Source organism: Micromonospora sp. NPDC049801 (genome assembly GCF_040656575.1).
Classification (GTDB): domain Bacteria; phylum Actinomycetota; class Actinomycetes; order Mycobacteriales; family Micromonosporaceae; genus Micromonospora.
In genome coordinates, this window is the sequence record NZ_JBFAMS010000006.1 from 73,009 (window position 1) to 89,256 (window position 16,248).

Here is a 16,248-nt window from a genome sequence, read left to right on the forward strand (position 1 = left end):
GGCGTTCCGTCACTGGTTCTCCGGGTCCGTCGGGCGTCGACGCGGCGCGCGGAGTACCGCGGCGCCCAGGAGCCCGCCGAGCGCGTGGCAAAGGCTCACCCCGCCCAGCAGGACAGCCACGCCGGCACCGGCCGCCCCGCCGGCCAACGCGGATCCGATGGCGCCGGACGCGCTCTTCAGGCCAGCGCCGACGGTGAACACCTGGGTGTGCAGCTCGGGTGGCGCCTCCCGGCCACGCACCACCAGCAGGGAACAGAACATCAGGCCGTTGATCAGGCCGCTGATCGCGAAGGCAGGCAGGTAGACGGCAGGGGTGGTGTGGAACGCGGCGGCTGCGGCGAACGGGACGGCAGTCGCGAGGAGACAGACGAGGATGACGTTCTCGGGCAGCCACGAGCGCAGTGGGAAGTACACATACAGCAGTGATCCGGCCAGCGCGCCCAGCGCGATGAGGGACAGGATGACACCGGTCAGCGAGGTGCTGTGGACGCGCTGCGCCATCAGCGCGGCGGTCACCGGTAGCGCGCCGGCGCCCAGCTGCCCGAGGCAGCTGCCCAGCGTGACCGAGCCGAGGGCCGGCCGCCTGATGATGACCTTGGCGGCGGCGAGGAAGTCGGCCCCGCGCAGGTGATACCTCTCCGAGCGCTCGCGTCGCGCCAACGGCAGCGACCACAGCAGCAACGAGGCGGCGGCGGCCGAGCCGGCGAGGCAGAATACCGCGATCCGGCCGCCGAACGCGCCGGCCAACACCGCCGCCGCCGACGGTCCGACGATGCCCGCCAGGCCGTACAGGGTCGAATCGATGCCGTACGCGCTGCGCAGGCGCCCGGGGACGAGCTCGTTGAGCAGGCTGGTGAGCCCGCCGCTGAGACACGGGCCGACGCAACCGGCAGCCAGTGCGGCGGCGACGGCCACCCATCGGGGAGACGAGCCGGTGGCCACCGCGGTCAGTGCGAGCGCTGTGGCGTACACCAGAAGCGCACCGCTGTAGAACACCTTGCGCCGGGAGGTGGCGTCGGCCACCGCGCCGACCAGCGGCGCCGCGACCACGTGCGGGACCATGAGCGCAGCGACCAGCAGGCCGCCGAACCCGGCGCTCCGCGTGGTCTCGACGGCGAGCAGGACGAGCCCCACGCGGGCACCCTCGTCGGCCAGCCGGGCGAGTGAGGCGAGCAGCGAATATCGGACCAGATTGCTCCGCTCGCCGCCGGTATCGCGCTGGTCCGCGCCGGCATCGGTGAGCGTCATCCCCTCTCGGGCCACCGTCGCTGCTCCTCCCGCTACGCCATCTGCTGGGACTTACCCCCCAGCCGCCGTTCCGACCCACGGTCCCACCGCACCGTTGAGGGGCATCTCGAACGCCCTTCGGAAACAGGCCATAGCACTGCGCCGGCAGTTGGTTAGGCCCGCCGTTCGTCGCGCGGGCCTCCGTGGGTTGTTCAGCGGCCGCTGATGCGGGTGCCGGAGGTCGCATCACATGCGAATCGGCGGTGACCGTCCGAGTGGGGGTCACCGCCGATCGGTAGTCGAACCGGTCAGGCGGCGGAGCAGGCGGAGTCCAACTCCTTGAGGGCTGCTTCCAGAGCCTTCTTGCTGGGCTTGGCGTCGGCGGACTTGTTGTACGCGTCGCTCAGGGCCATCATCTCGTTCTGGATCTTCTCGGAGGCGGTGGTGACCACGTCGTTGGCGCCTATCGTGTGCGCCAGGATCGCGACCGAACCGGCGACCCACTGGGCGCTGACCGCGAAGTGCCCGGCCGGCGGGCCGATCTTCTCGGCCTTGGCGATCTTGGTGGCGTTGTCCTTGATGTCCTTGTTGATGTCGGCGCAGGCCTGCACCGTGGCCGCGTCGTTGGCCGCACTGCTGGCTGCGGTGGTGGTCGGGGCGGCGCTCGAGGCCGCCGGAGACGGCGCGGTCGCGGTGCTCTCGGATTCGGGCTGCGGATCGCAGCCGGACATCGCGAACGCCGCCCCGACGGCCAGGCCAGTCAGGACGAGTCGAGTTCGGTTCATCGATGTTTCCCCCGTGATCTTCATGATCGGCGCACGCTACCAGCCGCAGTCGATCGGGTGGGACCAGTTATCGGGCCAACGGCGGCTCTAGCCGGTGCGTCGTCGATCGACAGCAGGACCGGCTCGTCAACCCTCGATGGGCGTTCGACGGGCGCCGACGGGCCAGAGAACCGTGGTCGGGACGCCGTGGCGCCGCGCCCACTCGATGGTCCGGTCCGTCGACGCGGGGTGCAGGCCAGGTCTGCCGTCCCACACCGCCACGAGTCGCTGCACCCGTCGGACCAGTTCCCGGTTGGCGACCACGTACGCTGCGGTGTCCGAGCGGTCGTGTCCGGTGTGGACGACCGCGACCGCCCGGTCGAGCAGCTCGTCGAAGACCAGCCGATTCTCCGGCCTGATGACCGCGAGCCGGTAGTCGAGGGCCGGAAGGATCACCTCGTAGGTGCCGCCCAGGTCGAGGATCGTGCGCGCGAAGACCTGGTCCGCGCCGGCCGCCAAGCAGGTCACGCCGTGTACCGGCCGGTCGCTGATCCGGCCCAGCTCGACGCGGAGCGCGGCGGCGACGAGCAGTTCGGTGTCGCGGGTCAGGTTGATGTGCCCGGTCACGCCGACGCGGACCGGGTCGAGGTCAGGCGGCATCCGTCGGGCCTGTCCGCTGAGTGGGCACCGGGGGTGCCAACCGGATCAGCTCGAACCCGCTGTCGGACAGCACGTCAGGCAGTGCCCGGACCCCCTCGCGATTCTGCTCCCGTACGTGGGACGGCAGCTCGTCCCACGGCCGCAGGGCGGGGTGCCGTCGCTGGGCGTCGTCGCGCGGGTCGCCGTACGTCCAACCGTCCCCGCGCCGTTCCCGGCACCACCGCTCGTGCTCCAGGCGGGCGAGTTCCTCGATCCCGTCGTCGATGGCCTGCCCGGCGGCCGAGGCGTCAACGGTGCCGCCGTGCCGGGGCGCCACGACGCAACCGAGATCCAACAGCTTGGCGGCGATGTCCTGGACGTAGGCCCGGTTGGCCCGCCGCAACGACTCGGGTAGTCGTGACCAGTCCACCATCGCCGAGGCGTCGCCGAGTCGTACCCCGGCGCGCTGCTGGGCCTGGACGTACCGTTCGTGGATCAGCCGGGCCAACCGCTCGGTGAGATCTTCGGCGATCAGCCGGGCGTCGCAGGCGTGGGCGAGCACCGGATAGAGGCGGAGCTTGCCGTGCACCTCGTCGAGCAGGTCGTGCCGGGAGTCGCCGTGAAAAGCCGCGGCGAGCGCCGCCTGCCGGTAGACGGGCACGAACACGGCACTCTCGGCGCCCTGCCACAGGGCCGGCGTGTCCAGCACGAACCGCAGGCCGTTGATCTCGTCCGGCGCGCACACGTAGATGCGGTCGTAGCGGTCGCGGCCGAGACCGACGACGCCGTCGAGATCCAGGTCGTACGCGGTCATCTGGCAGACGGTGGCCAGGAACGGGTAACGCGAGGACGCCAGCGCGATCTCGGAACCGGCATCCGGTGCCACGACGTCCACCCGCAGGGGTGGCGCGGCGTGGCCCCCGGGGGTGTCGGCGCGGAACGCACGCCAGTGCCGGGCGGTCTCCACCAGGAGCGCCCGGCGGAAGGTGCCGGTGCCCGCGATCAGGATCCTCGTTGGTCGGACTCCCGCGCCGGGCAGCGGGTGGTGCCGGTGCAGCGCGCGTGCGGCGACGTCGTCGACGTGGAAGTAGTCCAGCCGCAGCCGGCTGGAACCGGCGGCGCCGAGCCGTCGGGCCTGCAGGGACAGACACATCTCCGCGTCGTGAACCAGAATGTAGACCCGCGGTGGTTGTCGTCGTTCCTGGATGAGCCGGTTGGCGGTGTTGGCGATCGCGTGGTTGCGGTCGTCGTCCTCGCTGCAGGCGTAGATGGTGTGGGCTCGGGGTAGTCCGGCGCCGCGCAGCACCTCGGGGCTGGTCGGGTCGCCGACCACGCCGAGGTACCGGCGCCGCCGGTACTCCAGCGGCCCGAACGGCTCGGAGCGCACCACCACCACACGTTCACCGTCGGCGAAGAGCCGGTCGGCGAGCATGTGGGCGAACTGGGAGTCGCCGCAGACCAGGACGTGACCACGTGCCCGCCGGGCGCGCAGGCGGCGACTCTCGGCGGCCAACAGCAGCCGGCTGGCCTCGGCCACGGCGAGGAGCGTGAACAGCGGGGCGGCGAACCGGGCGACCTGCAGCTGCCACGGGTAGGGGCCGGCGTTCTGGAAGGGTTCGGCGCCGAAGACGAAGAGTTGCAGGTCGTAGTAGAGCACGTCGTACGGATCGTGGGCGACGTCCGGGCGGGCCTGGAGCAGGCGCTCGAAGCCGACATAGCCGAGGACGAGGGCAGCCAGCCCGATCAGGCCGAAGAGGACTCGCAGACTCCAGCCGGTCGGGCGGGACGAGCCGGCGACCGGATCCGTCATGAGGTCATGGTATTTGACGAGGTCGATCGGGCTGTCGCTCGACGCGCACGCGGGTGTGCGCCGATGGCTCCGGAGCGGTTACGGAAAGTCGTCGGGTCGGGTGTCGGGCAGCGTGGCCAGCAGCTGCCCGGCCAGCCGCCGCACCGCGCCGTCGTCCTCCTGATGCGCGAGCCGTACGAGCACCTCCCGGGTCCGGGTGTCCCCGTCGTAGTGCCGGGTCAACGCGAGCAGCGCGGTCCGGCGGATCTCCCAGTCATCGTCGTCGGCCAGCCGCAGCAACAGGTCCCGTACCCCCGTGCGACCGGCGAGACTGGCACCCAGCTGCTCCACGGCCCGGCGGCGAACCTCCAGCGCCGGATCGTCGCGGACCAGCCCGACCAGCAGCACCTGCACCTCCGGGTCGGTGCCGAAGTGCTCGCCGAGGGCGGCGGCGATGCGGGCGCGGATCGCCGGGTCCTGGTCCGACAGGCGGCGCATGAGCCGCAGCGTCACCGCCATGGATGCCGAACCCTGCTGGGTCAGACAGCGTACGGCCGCGTCGAACACGGTCGGGTCGGTGTCGGACTCGACGCATTCCAGCAGCACGTCGGTCACCAGTTCCGGGCTTCCGTACGCACAGAGGGTTTGTACGGCGGCCAACCGGATGCCGACGTAGCTGTCTCGGCGGGCCCGCCGGCACAGGGTCTCGATGAGGCCCGGGGCGTTGCCGTGGCGGGCGAGCGCCTGGGCGGCGGCGCACAGCACGTTCGGGTCGGGGTCCCGACTGACCTGCTCGGCAAGGCACTCCCGCACCTCAAGGTCCGGCGGGTCGGCGAGGCGGGCCAGGCTACGGGTGACCCGGAGCCGGACGATCGGGTCCCGCTCCTGGGAGGCGCGGCTGATGAGCAGATCCCGGGTCGCGTGGCCGAACAGCGGTCGCCCGGTGAGCAGTTCGACCGCGGCGAGCCGGACGCTCGCGGTCGGATCGCGTCGGGCGCTCTCCAGCAGCAGTTCCCCGGTGCGGTGGTCGGGGTAGGCCTCGGCCAGCGCGCGCACCGCGGCGAGGCGTACCGTCGCGTCCTCGTCGACGTGAGCCGAGCGGGCCACCACGGTCCACCCGGTGTCGTCGGCGCGGTCCCGGTCGATCAGGGCGGTGACCGCGGCGGCTCGTACGGAGGAATCCTCGTCCTGCTCGATCTGGTCGATCAGCCGGGCCCTGCAGCGCCCCTCGAGGTCGGGTACGAGCGCCAACCGCTGTACGGCGACCGCGCGCACCCGGGCGGACGTGTCCGAGCAGGCCAGCTTGAGCAACAGCTCGGTGTCCTCCGGACCGGGTCGCTCCGGCAGCAGCCCGGTCAGCAGGCAGCGGCGGACCTCGTCCGGGGCGTCGCCGGTGATCCGCCGCAACGCCGTGGTTCGTGCGGTCTCGGCGTACTCCGGCAGAGCCAGCAGACGCTTCAGCACGCACTGCACCACGCCGGGATCGGTGTCGGTGGCCAGCAGGCGCTGCATCGTCTCGGGTGCGTCCGGCAGGTCGGCGTAGCGCGTGCTGAGCACTCCCGCGGCGGCTCGCCGCACCGCGACGGCGGTGTCCCCGGTGGCCCTGGCCAACACCTGACGCACGTCGTCGGAGAGTTCGGACCGGGTGCCGAGGGACTGCACGGCCAGCGCCCGCACCGCGAGATCGGGAGAGTTGGCGAGGTCGCACAGCACCTCCACGAAATCGGGGCCGGCGCCGAGGTGGGCGACCAGTGCGCGTACGGCGGCCTGCCGTACCGCGGTGGAGACCTCGGCCTGCGCCTGGGCGAGCAGGATGTCCCGGCATCGGCCACTGTTGCCGCCGGTGGCCTCGATGCGGCCGGCGGCCTCGGCCAGCCCGGCGACCAGGGTGAGGCGGGCCTGCCGCTCGCGGCCCTGCCCCAGCTCCCGGACGAGCAGGTCCTCCATCTGCTCGTCGGCGGTGGACAGCACCGCCGCGATTCTGGTGGCGAAGGGAGAGCCGGATCGCCAACTGGTCCGGACCCCGCGGCGGCGGTACCAGTGCAGGAAGACCTCCCGGCCGGGCCAACCGGGGCCGAGAGTCCGGATGGAGGACAGCAGATCCTGCTCGGTGAGATCCACCAGGTTCGGGTCGTCGGCGGAGATGCCATGCTCGATGAGACGCACGACCTGGCGCAGCAGGGCGTCGCCCGCACCGGCCAGTTCGGCGGGCTGCGGCGCCTCGGCCACGCACTGCGCCGCCAGCACCAGGTTCCACGGCGGCCCGGTCAGGTTCAGCGGCGGCCACAGTTGGGTGGCCTCGGTGGCGAGTAGGGTGACCAGCTCGTTGGCGACCCGGGCGGGCAGGGCGCCGGCGACCAGTCGAAGCACCTCCCGCCACGACGGCTCGGCCCAGCGCCCGCGAAACAACGAACGCAGATGATCGAGGCCCGCGGCGGACGGATCGCGCTCGTATCTGTCCACGATCTCTTCGGCACAGAAGAACTCCAGGAACGCGCGGTGCACGAACCCGAACAGTCGTAGGCCGTAACGCTCCAGGATGAAGCTTCGCTGCCGCAATTTTTCGATCATCGAGTAGGCCATGGCGAGCGCCCGCTCATTCTCGAAACCGTATAACTCGACGAGGTTGTCGCGGAAGATGCGCGCCAATTCGTCGGACTCAATGTAGTTGCCGGCGGGGCCGGACTCGCGGAACTGCATCCAGTACGCCAGGCGACGCAGCAGCCGACGCTTCGCCTGTAGGTCGAGCGACGGCACGTCGCCGTGGCTCTCGCGCAGTTGCTTGGTCACATCCCATTCCGAGATCAGTACGTCGGTCACGTGCGCGTAGAGCCGGCGTCGGTTGCGCGGCAGCGGGTGACCCCGCCCGACGATCGCCATGAGCATCAGCAGCAGGGGGTTACCGGCGATCTCGCGCATCGCCCGGGAACTGCTCACCACGTCGAGGATCTGCCGCCGCTGCCGCTCCGCCTCCGCAGCCGACGTGGGCATCACGTAGCGGTACCAGTTGTCCAGAAACCGCGCGATCTGCTCGTCGTCGAGATCCTCCAGAGTGAAGTGGTCGAAGCCCGCGTTGGCGAACGTGTGCCGCTGGTAGCCGGCCGCCCGCGACGTGACCACGGTCAGCACCCCGGGGTATTCGTTGGCGAACGTGGCGATCTGCGCAGCCACCTCTTCCCGCTGCGCCGGGTCGAAGACCTCGTCCAGGCCGTCGAAGAGGAACAGCGCCTGGCCGCCCTGGCGCAGGTACGCCTCCAGCACGTCCTGGTCGATACCGGCCAGCCCCTGCTGGTGGCGGTGGCCGACGTAGTCGAGCAAACCGTCGCACCGGCCGTCCCCGTGATGGGTGGCGTAGGAGCGCAGCTCGACCAGGACGGGTAGGTACCGGTCCAGCGCACTCAGTCGAGGCTCGACGCAGACCCCGGCCAGCGTCAGCGCCAGGTACCGCGCGGCCGCGGACTTGCCGGAGCCGGGGTCGCCCAGCAGCACGATCGTGCGTCGCCCCGGGTCGGACACCACGTCGAACAACGACAGCTCGTCCTTTGCCGCGTACTCCTCCCAGAGCCGCTCCACCTCCTCCGGGTTCACCACCCCGGGCAGCCCGCCGACGTCGCCGCCCGGCGTGGACCCGGCCCAACGCCACCACGCCAGCGGCATCTCGGGTCGCGCGTCCTCGTGGACGCGGGGCTCCACGAACACGTTGGGTAGCCCGACGGTGAGGTAACCGATGGTGGGACGCGGTGAGACGGCGTCCACCGAGACGGCGTGGTATCGCAGCGACAACTGCTTGTAGTACTGATTGCGCACCACCGTCGGCAGATGAGTGTCCGGGTCGGCCGGCTCGCGCGCCGGGGATCTGCCGCTGCGTACGTCGGCCAGTGCGGCGGTCACCTTGGCGGTGAGGTCGTCCACGCCGGAGAAGAAGGCGCAGAGGTGGCGCTCCTTGAGCTCACGGCGCAACGCGACGATCTGCTGCCAGTCGGCATCGCGGTCGATCATGTCGACCGGCCAGGGTGTGTCCTCCGCGAGCAGGAAGACCAGGCACGGCTTTCCCGCCGCGAGCGCCTCCCGGTACTCCAACTCGGTGATGGAGGACTCCTGGCCCGGCGGTCGGAACCCGTACCGCCAGGCGAACAGCCCCACGTAGAGGTCGCACCGGCGCACGTCGGCGAGGCAGCGTTCCAGCGGCGGCCGGATGTCGGCGCCGTACGCCTCCATGGCCACGTCGTCGATCTCCAGACGGCGAGCCACGGCGTGCACGGCAGCGCGGTATTCCAGCAAGTCCTTTTGGGTGGCCGAAATGTAGACCTTCATGAACGGCAAACTCCAGGGGGTGGCTGGCGACCGCATCATCGAAAATATCAGTCGTTGTCACGTCCGTCCGACCCGCGAACACTCCGAACGCCCGCCGTGCATGGGATTCCCGCCGACCCCGGGCCTATGATGGCCACCAACGGAAACGAATCCGGCGGTCGAATCGCGTACTCGTGGAGTTGCGGTTGTCCGATGCGGATCCGGGTCAGTGCCGGTCGCGAGGGGTGTACGTCAATCAGCATGAGCCGCGTACGCGGGACGAACGCGGGTCGGTGGCAGCGTCGCGGAGGAAGCCATGCTCACGGTCGGTGAGGTGCACACCAGTCTTCTGCAGCACAGTACGGCGTTGGCCCAGGAGCAGAGCGCCGACGTGCTCAGCCTGATCGAGGGCGAGGCCGTGCTGACCTCCCGGCGTCCATCGCTGTACGCGGTGTCACCCGATGTTCGCACCGGTGTCGACTGCTGGCTCCCGAGCGCCAGAAAGCGCCAGTTACGTGGGGTGGGCGCGGTTCTCACCCGGGCCATCATCACCGGCGGCCGGATCGTGCAGGCCTCCTCGGTCATCCACGTCGTCGCCGGGCAACGCCGTCGGCCGTGGTCGCACTACCTGGCCAACCCCGGCGTCCTCGAGACGGTCGGCAAGCTGGACGTCGCCGACCTGAGCGCGGGCTTCCTGCACGGCAACAACGCCGACGTGCTGAACCTGGAGGCGATCACCGGCAGGGTGCTCGACGGTGTGCAGATGTCCGACCTGCTGGACCGGCGCCCGCCCCTGCGCACCGCCCGCACACGGCTGCGCTGGACCGCGCAGACCGACGAGCGTCCCAACCGGGACGTCTCGGCGGTGGTCACCGTGGACTCACCCACCCTGCGTACGGTCGAACTCGTGCTCGCCCCGCAGGACGTGCCGGCGGCCGTGGCGGGGCTCTGCGAAGACCTCGCGTTGCACGACTGGCTGCTGACCATCCTGTCCTCGCTGGTGGAGTCCGCGGTCACCCGATCGGCCTCCGGGCAGGAGCACGTCGAGCGGCTGCGTCCGGTGCTGGAGCACCTGCTGCACCTGTGGCTGCCGGGCGCGCGGGTGCACCCGCGACTGCGGCCGATCTGGGACCAGTTGGAGCAGGTACCCGGCTTCAGCCGTCAGTGGAACTCGTCGGTCAACTGGATCCGGGACCAGATCAGCGTGAGCAACATGGCTCTGCTTCGCGACCTGGCCGGCCGGATGGCCGTCGACGAGCCGTGCGGGCGCTGAGCACACTCAGTCGCTGATGAACACGTAGCTCAGCCGGTCGACCAGCTCACTGGGTAGCTGCAGGCCCTCGCCGCCGGCCCGTTTGGCGACCTGCTGCGCGACCGTCGGCGGCACCGCCACCTGGCCGAGGATGGTCCGTACGGCCAGCTCCACCGGCAGGTACTCGGTGCCCATGAGGGTCAGCGTGCGATACGCGCAGAACGGCGCGGCCGCCGGGTTGAGCTGGACGATCGCCGGCAGCTGGTCCCAGTCCGTCGGTAGCTCGCCGACGAGCTGGCGCGGCTGGGTCATCGTCTCGCCTCGATGCCGTAGCACACCGAGCCGGGTCATCTGCCAGACCGAGGCGAGCAGGGCGCAGGCCCACACCCGGGCGTCCGGCTCGTCGGACCAGAGTTCGATGTCGACGAAAATGGAGTGCCGGGGATCGCCGGACTGCAACGGCGGAGACCACGGACGCGGCAGGGTCATCGCCGGCGCGTCGACGTGCCCGGGGGACCGCTTACCGTTGGACAGCCAGCCCGACTCGCTCAACGGGGGGCGACTCCCGGTGGTGCCCCGAGGGGGTTCCACCACCAGTGTGTCGACCACCAACCGGGCCAGCTCGGCGCCGTCGTGCCGGGCGAAACTGGACTCCCGGGCCACGTAGTCCAAGGTCAGGCCATGCTCCGCCGCGGCGCTCTGCACCTGCGGGACCACCTCGCGGGGGGTGCCGAAGCGGTGGAAGTAGTCGTCCAACATGAAGCAGGTGCTGATCCGCGGCTCCCGGGACGCGGGCAGCCCCCGTCGGGCCAGCGCCGGGATCGCGGCCGACCAGTCCGCGATCCGCTCGAACTTGCGCCTCAGCTCCTCACACCCGTCGCCGAAGTCCTCCGCGTAGAAATGCCCCAGCTCCACGGACAGATGCGAGTACGCCACGCTCTCTGTACGACGCACCGCAGCTGCCTCCTGGAACCTGACATCCATGCCGATCACGCGGTGTCCCATGCCGTCTCGTCGAAAAGCTTCTCAGTCAGGTCAACGAAGGCGTCCACCGTCTTGACGTTGGCAATTTTGGATTGCACGTCGTGGTCGGAGATCAGCTGCTCCCGCCACTGCAGCAGAGGATCCAGCGGCACCACGCCGAGAAGTGTCGTACGTCCGACACCCCGTCGTCGGGCCAGCTCCGACAGCTCCGCGTCGCACTTGCGCAGGAAGGCCTGCTGGGCGAGGCCGAGATGGCCGACCTCGGGGCCACGTGAGTCGATCACCGCCGTCCGGATGAAGCGCAGCGACTCCCGTAGCCTCTCCGGCTCGTGGCCGTACTCCTTGCCCATGGCCACGATCCCACCCGCCTCGAAGGCCAGGTCCGCCGCCGCGGTGACGTGCTGGGGAGTCCACCGGTGGAAGACCAGCCAGCGTACGGCGACCTTGCGCAGGGTCGAGGTCGCGGTCGCGGCCAGCGCGATCTGACTGGCGTACGACCGGCCGGCGCTGAGGTCCACCAGGGTCAGGTCGAACTCCTCCTCCAGTCGGAGGAAGAGCTCGGCGCAGCGCTTGGCGATGTCGTTGGTGAAACCGAACTCGCTTCCGTTGCGTTGCCCCGGCAGGAGCACCAGCGGACCGGACCCGATGGGCCGCTGACGCAGGCTGGCACGTTCGGAGGTGCCCCACACGTCCAACTGCTCCGGAGACGGGATCTCCCCGCGCAGATATCGGTGCAGGCCGCCACCGTTGGGCCCGGCGCCCTCAACACCGTTGACGGCCTGGGGTATCTGGAACGTGATGCCGGCGGTCGGCGAGCCGAAGTCGTAATCCAGGTAGCAGGTGGGGTGACCGGACAACGCGCTGCGATAGGCGATGTTCGCCGCGGTCACCGACCGGCCGGTGCCGCCCTTGTGCGACGTGACGAAGACCAGCATTCAGATCCCCTCGCTGGCCTTCTGCTGCCCGGTGGCGACGTCGTTGAGTAGCAGCAGAAGCGTGTTCACCAGCGCCGCCGCCGTGCCGGGCCGCTCGTCGACCAGCAACTGTGCCCGGCCGAGGCTGGCTCGGATGCTGCGCATGCTGCGCTGCATCGCCTCACCGTCGAAGGTGCCGCGCATCAACTCCCGGTCGAACAGGTATTCGGCCTCGTCGATGAGATCCTGTGCGTAGTCGGCCAGCCGGCCGGCTCGTGGGAACGGTCGCTCCCACAGCAGCTGACCGGAGGTGACCAGCGCCTGCGCCACCCGCACGGTCAGATACCAGGAGGGTGCCTCCGGCTTCGGCGCCAGGCCGGGGAAGGCGCCACTGGCGTGGTCCCACAGCCCCTGGTGCCGGCCGTCCGGGATGCGCCGCAGCAGCAGGTGATCCCACACCTCGTCGGCCAGCTCGAGTAGTTCACTGCGCTGACGGGCGTTGCTCAGCAGACCGGCGACGGCGGCTGCCCGCTGTAGCAGCACCACGGAGAACTCGTTGACGTTCCACGTCATGATCGGCTTCGACGTGTCGTCGTTCAGGGTCACCTGCTTGCCGGGCGCGTGCACGAACAGCGCCGGCTCGCCGGGTGACGCCCGCCGGGTGATCCGCGCGCGCTGCGCCAGCTCCACCAGTACCGAGGCGATCCGCCCGAGCTCCTCGTCACCGCCGCGCCCGACGGCGAGCAGACCCTTCACGGCGAGCGACGTCGTCTGGAGCGTGTAGTAGTCGGTCCGGTCACCATCGGTCGTCCGCCAGGGAATGTCCTCGATGGGCCACCGTCGTCGGTTGCCGAAGGTCGCCACCGTCGCCCAGTACGTCCGGGTGAGCTCCCAGCGAAGTTGCAGCGCCCGGGACAGCCGCTGCTGCTCCTCGTTGAGCAATCCGAGCAGCCGGGTGCGTTCGGAGTTCAGGTCCTCGATGGCGTCCATCGCGATCACGGTGAAGTAGAGGTAGGGGGCGTTCTCCGCGGAGCCCGCACGCTGTCGGCCGATCGGCTCGGTGGTCGGGACCTCCTCGGTCCCGGAGATGAGCCCCCACGACCAGCCGCACTCGAACAGCATCTCGCTGTTGTCCAGGTCCTCCGTCACCCGACCCGAACCGATGACCACGCTACGCAGGCTCGCCATGGTGTCCCGCAACTGCTCGCGCAGCGCGGCCACCAGCTCGCGGCGAGGTAGCTCGTCCTGATTGACCATGTCGCACAGGCGGATGCCGTACTCGTCGGTGGAGGTGAAGACGAAGGTGCTGAAGCTGCGGAGCAGGCCGACCATCGCCGCCGTGAGGCGCGCGCTCGCCATGGCCTCCAGTTCGTCCAGTTGCGCCAACAGGTCACGCCGCTGGGTGGACCCCCGGTAGACCTTGACGAAACCGATCGTTGCCAACGTGAGGGTGACCGACACCGCGAACGAGTCGACGATGTCCTGGGAACGCTGCTCCTCGGTGAGCTCCGGACCACCCTCCAGCGGGGTGAGGTAACTGCCGCCGCCGAAGATCGGAGTGCCGGCGTCGTCGGTGTACCGCCGGAAATAGTCGATCATCACGCTGACCAGCCGGCGGGGAATCTCGATCGCGCCGCCGAGCGGGCTGAGCGCCTCGATCACCTCTTCGTCGGCGCGGTCCGGGTCGTCAAGTGACAGCACGGGGACCTTGGCCGCGGGGAGCAACAGGGTCAGTAGTTGCTCCGCGTCGCTGATCGAGTTGGTACCACTTCGGCCGCCCCAGTGCCATTCACCGTTCGCCCAGCAACTGCGAACCGTGGCCCGCCAGATGTCGAGGATCTCCTGGCGAGGCTGCATCCGCATGATCCACCGCCGTCTGTTGTAGTCGTCGACTTGAAACCGCTGCTATAGCCGTGCCCACGATGATCCACGGTGCCGTACAACGTCATGGTAGCGGGCCAGTCGAGTGGCACTTGAAAGGCTTCGATGGCCGCGTGTCGGCAATCCGGCCAATCGGACGCGGGGGGAATGCCCCGCCGCCCCGCTGCGCCGACAGCACGAGGTCGGCGCATTCCGCCGGTACGCATGGGCGCTATCCGCGGGTCCGGCCGGTGGCCAGCAGCATGCCCACGTATCCGTCCCGCAGCGGCGGCTTGGGCCGTACCTCGTGGACGTCCAGGTCGTCCGCGCCCGCCGCGATGGTGGCAACCACGTCGGCGCGCTGCAGGGCCACGGCCGGGAACCTCCGCCGACCGACGTCGTATCCGACCGATCCGAGCATGACCGTCACGGCGAAGGGCGACCTGGGTCGCAGCGCGTCCAGAAACCGACCGATCGCGTGCTCGGCCTCGGCCTGGTCCGCCGAGATGGAGCAGGCCACGAAGAACATCGTCCCGGCGCTCCAGGCGTGCCTCGGCAGGGTGAAGACGCTGGCCCGCACCACCCGGCCCACCTGTGCCAGTCGTCGACGCGGATCCGTCAGGGCCGCGTACGCCGGGTGCTCCGTGCACACCTGCCAGTACGGGTCCCAGAGCTCGTCGTAGCTGTCGACCTGCGTACGCAGCCAGTTCACGTTCGCCGTCGACCATTCACACAGGTCGACGGCCTTCGCGAACGGGAGGAGCGACAGCGCCGGGTACAGGTTCGCCCCCGACCCCACGTCGACGCACCGCGCGTCGGAGAGCTTCGCCTCGCCGAAGAAGTCTCGGATGCGGCAGAGGATCTCCCGATCGTCAGGCCGCAGATCCGCGTAGTTGTGCCGGACATACGCCTGCGGGTCGAAGCTGTCCCACTCGACGTCGGAATTGACCGGCCTCGGCGACTGAATCGGCGAACGTGGCGTCGACTCGCCGCAACCGCCCCCAGCCGCCGGGGTCAACGCCATGGACGGGCCTCCATCGGGTCGGCGGATCACATTGGTCGCTGAAGCGGCGCTCAGTGCACAACCCATTATGTATCGACGATGGTGTGTGCTCACAAGTGTCGGCTCGCGGACCTGCGTCAACCCACTGGGTACGGAAAGTCAGCTCCGGCCCCGTAGGTGCGCCGCGACCTCGGGCGGGAGTTCGTCGAGCTGATCCATGGACTGGCCCGGACGCAGAAAATCGAACAGCAGCACGGTGCGGGGAGCGCCGGTGCGGTTCCATGCTTCGTGCTCGACCGTGTCGTCGAACACGAAGATGCTGCCCTCGCGCCAGTGCCGGGTCCGGTTGCCCACCCTCAGCGCGCAGTCACCGTCGGGTACGACCAGGCCGAGGTGGGCGCGGTAGACGGTGGTCACCCAGCCTTCGTGGGGCTTGATCCTGGTGCCCGGGGTCATGCGGGAGAACCCGGCGGTGGTCAGGCCGGGTATCTGTCGCAGCGCGTCGGCGGTGCGTGGGCAGGCGGACAAGGCGGCTTTGATGCGAGTGCCGAACGCGACCAGGCCATACACGCTCCAGCCTTCGCCGTACATGTGACGCTGCACCCACGGCTCGAAGGAGTCCTCGGCCAGGGCGAGGCACTCGCCGCGGATGTCGCGCCAGTTGCGGCGTAGATCCTCCAAGAAGGAGAACTGTTCCTGGTCGATGAACACGTCGCCTCCGTGGGGCGGCCTGACGAGTAGGTGATCCCGTCGGCGAGGGCTCCTGCGCTTGCCGCGGGCATGCTACTTCCACCTTCGCGCGAAGCGGAGTCTACGGAAGCACCGAGACAACCAGCGCGGCCCCGAAATCTTCTTCATCGACCCCGCGCGCCCTCATGCGCGTTCGGGAGGAGTTGTCATGCCCAGAAAAGTGATCGCCTTCGTGCCCCGACACACCACCACCAAGTCGCGTGTAATGTCGATTGTGGACAAAGGCAACGGCAACGAACTTGATGCCATCGCGACCGTCGACTGGCCGCACCACGCCGTCGCCATCTGCAACCTGTTGAATTCCCCCCAGCGGGGACAGGAAGCTCTTTCCGGCCTCTGGCTCAGCCTGCCCGCAAGCGTTCGGGCCGGGCTCGAGCAGGCGGCCCGGCAGCGTGTCGACGACACCGACGAACGGAATTTCCTCGCCACCTGGTTCGTCACCGAACTCGACGTCCCCGATCTTCCGGTGGACGGTGGCCGGATCGATTGGGCGCGACTGTTTCCCGTTGCGCGGTGCCCCACCGACGGGTGCGACTACTGCGACGGCTGTCCGGCGCACGCCGAACGCCGAAACGATGACGCCGGCAGCAACCAGTGCGGTCCCGGCGGATCGTGTCGGTGTGTGACGGAGAGCCCGGACGAGGAGGACGACCCTTGCCCCTGTGGGTTCTGGGACGTCGGCCCCCGCTGGGCCGCCGCGCTCTACCAGGCGCTCAGCGGAACGGTGGAGGTGCTCATCGATCAGGCGGAGGGCCTCAGGTGGGGCTACGAAG

Annotated in this window: 12 protein-coding genes; 1 reads left to right on the forward strand and 11 read right to left on the reverse strand. The window is 69.8% G+C overall.

Going from position 1 to position 16,248, the window contains the following annotated elements; genetic code table 11:
- Positions 1-9: 9 nt before the first annotated feature.
- The 5 genes from AB0I89_RS13155 to AB0I89_RS13175 form a co-directional block, all read right to left on the reverse strand.
- Complete coding sequence (locus tag AB0I89_RS13155; RefSeq protein WP_357124930.1) at positions 10-1,263, reverse strand: MFS transporter; 1,254 nt, start codon at positions 1,261-1,263, stop codon at positions 10-12.
- Positions 1,264-1,535: 272 nt separating this feature from the next.
- Positions 1,536-2,012, reverse strand: coding sequence for a hypothetical protein (locus AB0I89_RS13160; protein ID WP_357124933.1), 477 nt, complete (start codon positions 2,010-2,012; stop codon positions 1,536-1,538).
- A gap of 126 nt (positions 2,013-2,138) precedes the next feature.
- Positions 2,139-2,651, reverse strand: a complete 513-nt coding sequence (locus tag AB0I89_RS13165; protein ID WP_357124936.1) for a hypothetical protein — start codon at positions 2,649-2,651, stop codon at positions 2,139-2,141.
- Complete coding sequence (locus AB0I89_RS13170; RefSeq protein WP_357124939.1) at positions 2,641-4,440, reverse strand: RyR domain-containing protein; 1,800 nt, start codon at positions 4,438-4,440, stop codon at positions 2,641-2,643. Before AB0I89_RS13170 ends, AB0I89_RS13165 begins: the two co-directional genes overlap by 11 nt.
- Positions 4,441-4,518: 78 nt before the next feature.
- Positions 4,519-8,733, reverse strand: coding sequence for a HEAT repeat domain-containing protein (locus AB0I89_RS13175; RefSeq protein ID WP_357124942.1), 4,215 nt, complete (start codon positions 8,731-8,733; stop codon positions 4,519-4,521).
- A gap of 295 nt (positions 8,734-9,028) precedes the next feature.
- Between AB0I89_RS13175 and AB0I89_RS13180 the strand changes: the two genes are divergently transcribed.
- Positions 9,029-9,985, forward strand: coding sequence for an SCO2521 family protein (locus AB0I89_RS13180; protein WP_355047830.1), 957 nt, complete (start codon positions 9,029-9,031; stop codon positions 9,983-9,985).
- Between the two features lie 6 nt (positions 9,986-9,991).
- Here AB0I89_RS13180 and AB0I89_RS13185 read toward each other — a convergent pair whose 3' ends face one another.
- The 6 genes from AB0I89_RS13185 to AB0I89_RS13210 all read right to left on the reverse strand — a co-directional run bounded on the left by AB0I89_RS13185 (position 9,992) and on the right by AB0I89_RS13210 (position 16,034).
- On the reverse strand, positions 9,992-10,969 hold the full coding sequence (locus AB0I89_RS13185) for an SCO2522 family protein (protein ID WP_357124946.1): 978 nt from the start codon (positions 10,967-10,969) through the stop codon (positions 9,992-9,994).
- A complete protein-coding gene (locus AB0I89_RS13190) occupies positions 10,954-11,883 on the reverse strand; it encodes an SCO2523 family variant P-loop protein (protein ID WP_355047832.1) in 930 nt (309 codons plus the stop codon). The genes AB0I89_RS13185 and AB0I89_RS13190 overlap by 16 nt, the downstream gene beginning before the upstream one ends.
- Positions 11,884-13,719, reverse strand: a complete 1,836-nt coding sequence (locus AB0I89_RS13195) for an SCO2524 family protein (protein ID WP_357124950.1) — start codon at positions 13,717-13,719, stop codon at positions 11,884-11,886.
- A gap of 235 nt (positions 13,720-13,954) precedes the next feature.
- A complete protein-coding gene (locus AB0I89_RS13200) occupies positions 13,955-14,746 on the reverse strand; it encodes an SCO2525 family SAM-dependent methyltransferase (protein ID WP_357124953.1) in 792 nt (263 codons plus the stop codon).
- 138 nt (positions 14,747-14,884) lie between these two features.
- Positions 14,885-15,436 (reverse strand): aspartyl/asparaginyl beta-hydroxylase domain-containing protein, encoded by a 552-nt coding sequence (locus AB0I89_RS13205; RefSeq protein WP_357124956.1) that lies wholly within the window; start codon positions 15,434-15,436, stop codon positions 14,885-14,887.
- A gap of 100 nt (positions 15,437-15,536) precedes the next feature.
- On the reverse strand, positions 15,537-16,034 hold the full coding sequence (locus AB0I89_RS13210; protein ID WP_357124959.1) for a hypothetical protein: 498 nt from the start codon (positions 16,032-16,034) through the stop codon (positions 15,537-15,539).
- Between the last annotated feature and the right edge of the window lie 214 nt (positions 16,035-16,248).

Bases quoted from the DNA above. Each gene is read 5' to 3' on its own strand.
- AB0I89_RS13160 (WP_357124933.1), bottom strand. From the start codon at position 2,012: ATGAACCGAACTCGACTCGTCCTGACTGGCCTGGCCGTCGGGGCGGCG.
- AB0I89_RS13165 (WP_357124936.1), bottom strand. From the start codon at position 2,651: ATGCCGCCTGACCTCGACCCGGTCCGCGTCGGCGTGACCGGGCACATC.
- AB0I89_RS13170 (WP_357124939.1), bottom strand. From the start codon at position 4,440: ATGACGGATCCGGTCGCCGGCTCGTCCCGCCCGACCGGCTGGAGTCTG.
- AB0I89_RS13175 (WP_357124942.1), bottom strand. From the start codon at position 8,733: ATGAAGGTCTACATTTCGGCCACCCAAAAGGACTTGCTGGAATACCGC.
- AB0I89_RS13180 (WP_355047830.1), top strand. From the start codon at position 9,029: ATGCTCACGGTCGGTGAGGTGCACACCAGTCTTCTGCAGCACAGTACG.
- AB0I89_RS13185 (WP_357124946.1), bottom strand. From the start codon at position 10,969: ATGGGACACCGCGTGATCGGCATGGATGTCAGGTTCCAGGAGGCAGCT.
- AB0I89_RS13190 (WP_355047832.1), bottom strand. From the start codon at position 11,883: ATGCTGGTCTTCGTCACGTCGCACAAGGGCGGCACCGGCCGGTCGGTG.
- AB0I89_RS13195 (WP_357124950.1), bottom strand. From the start codon at position 13,719: ATGCAGCCTCGCCAGGAGATCCTCGACATCTGGCGGGCCACGGTTCGC.
- AB0I89_RS13200 (WP_357124953.1), bottom strand. From the start codon at position 14,746: ATGGCGTTGACCCCGGCGGCTGGGGGCGGTTGCGGCGAGTCGACGCCA.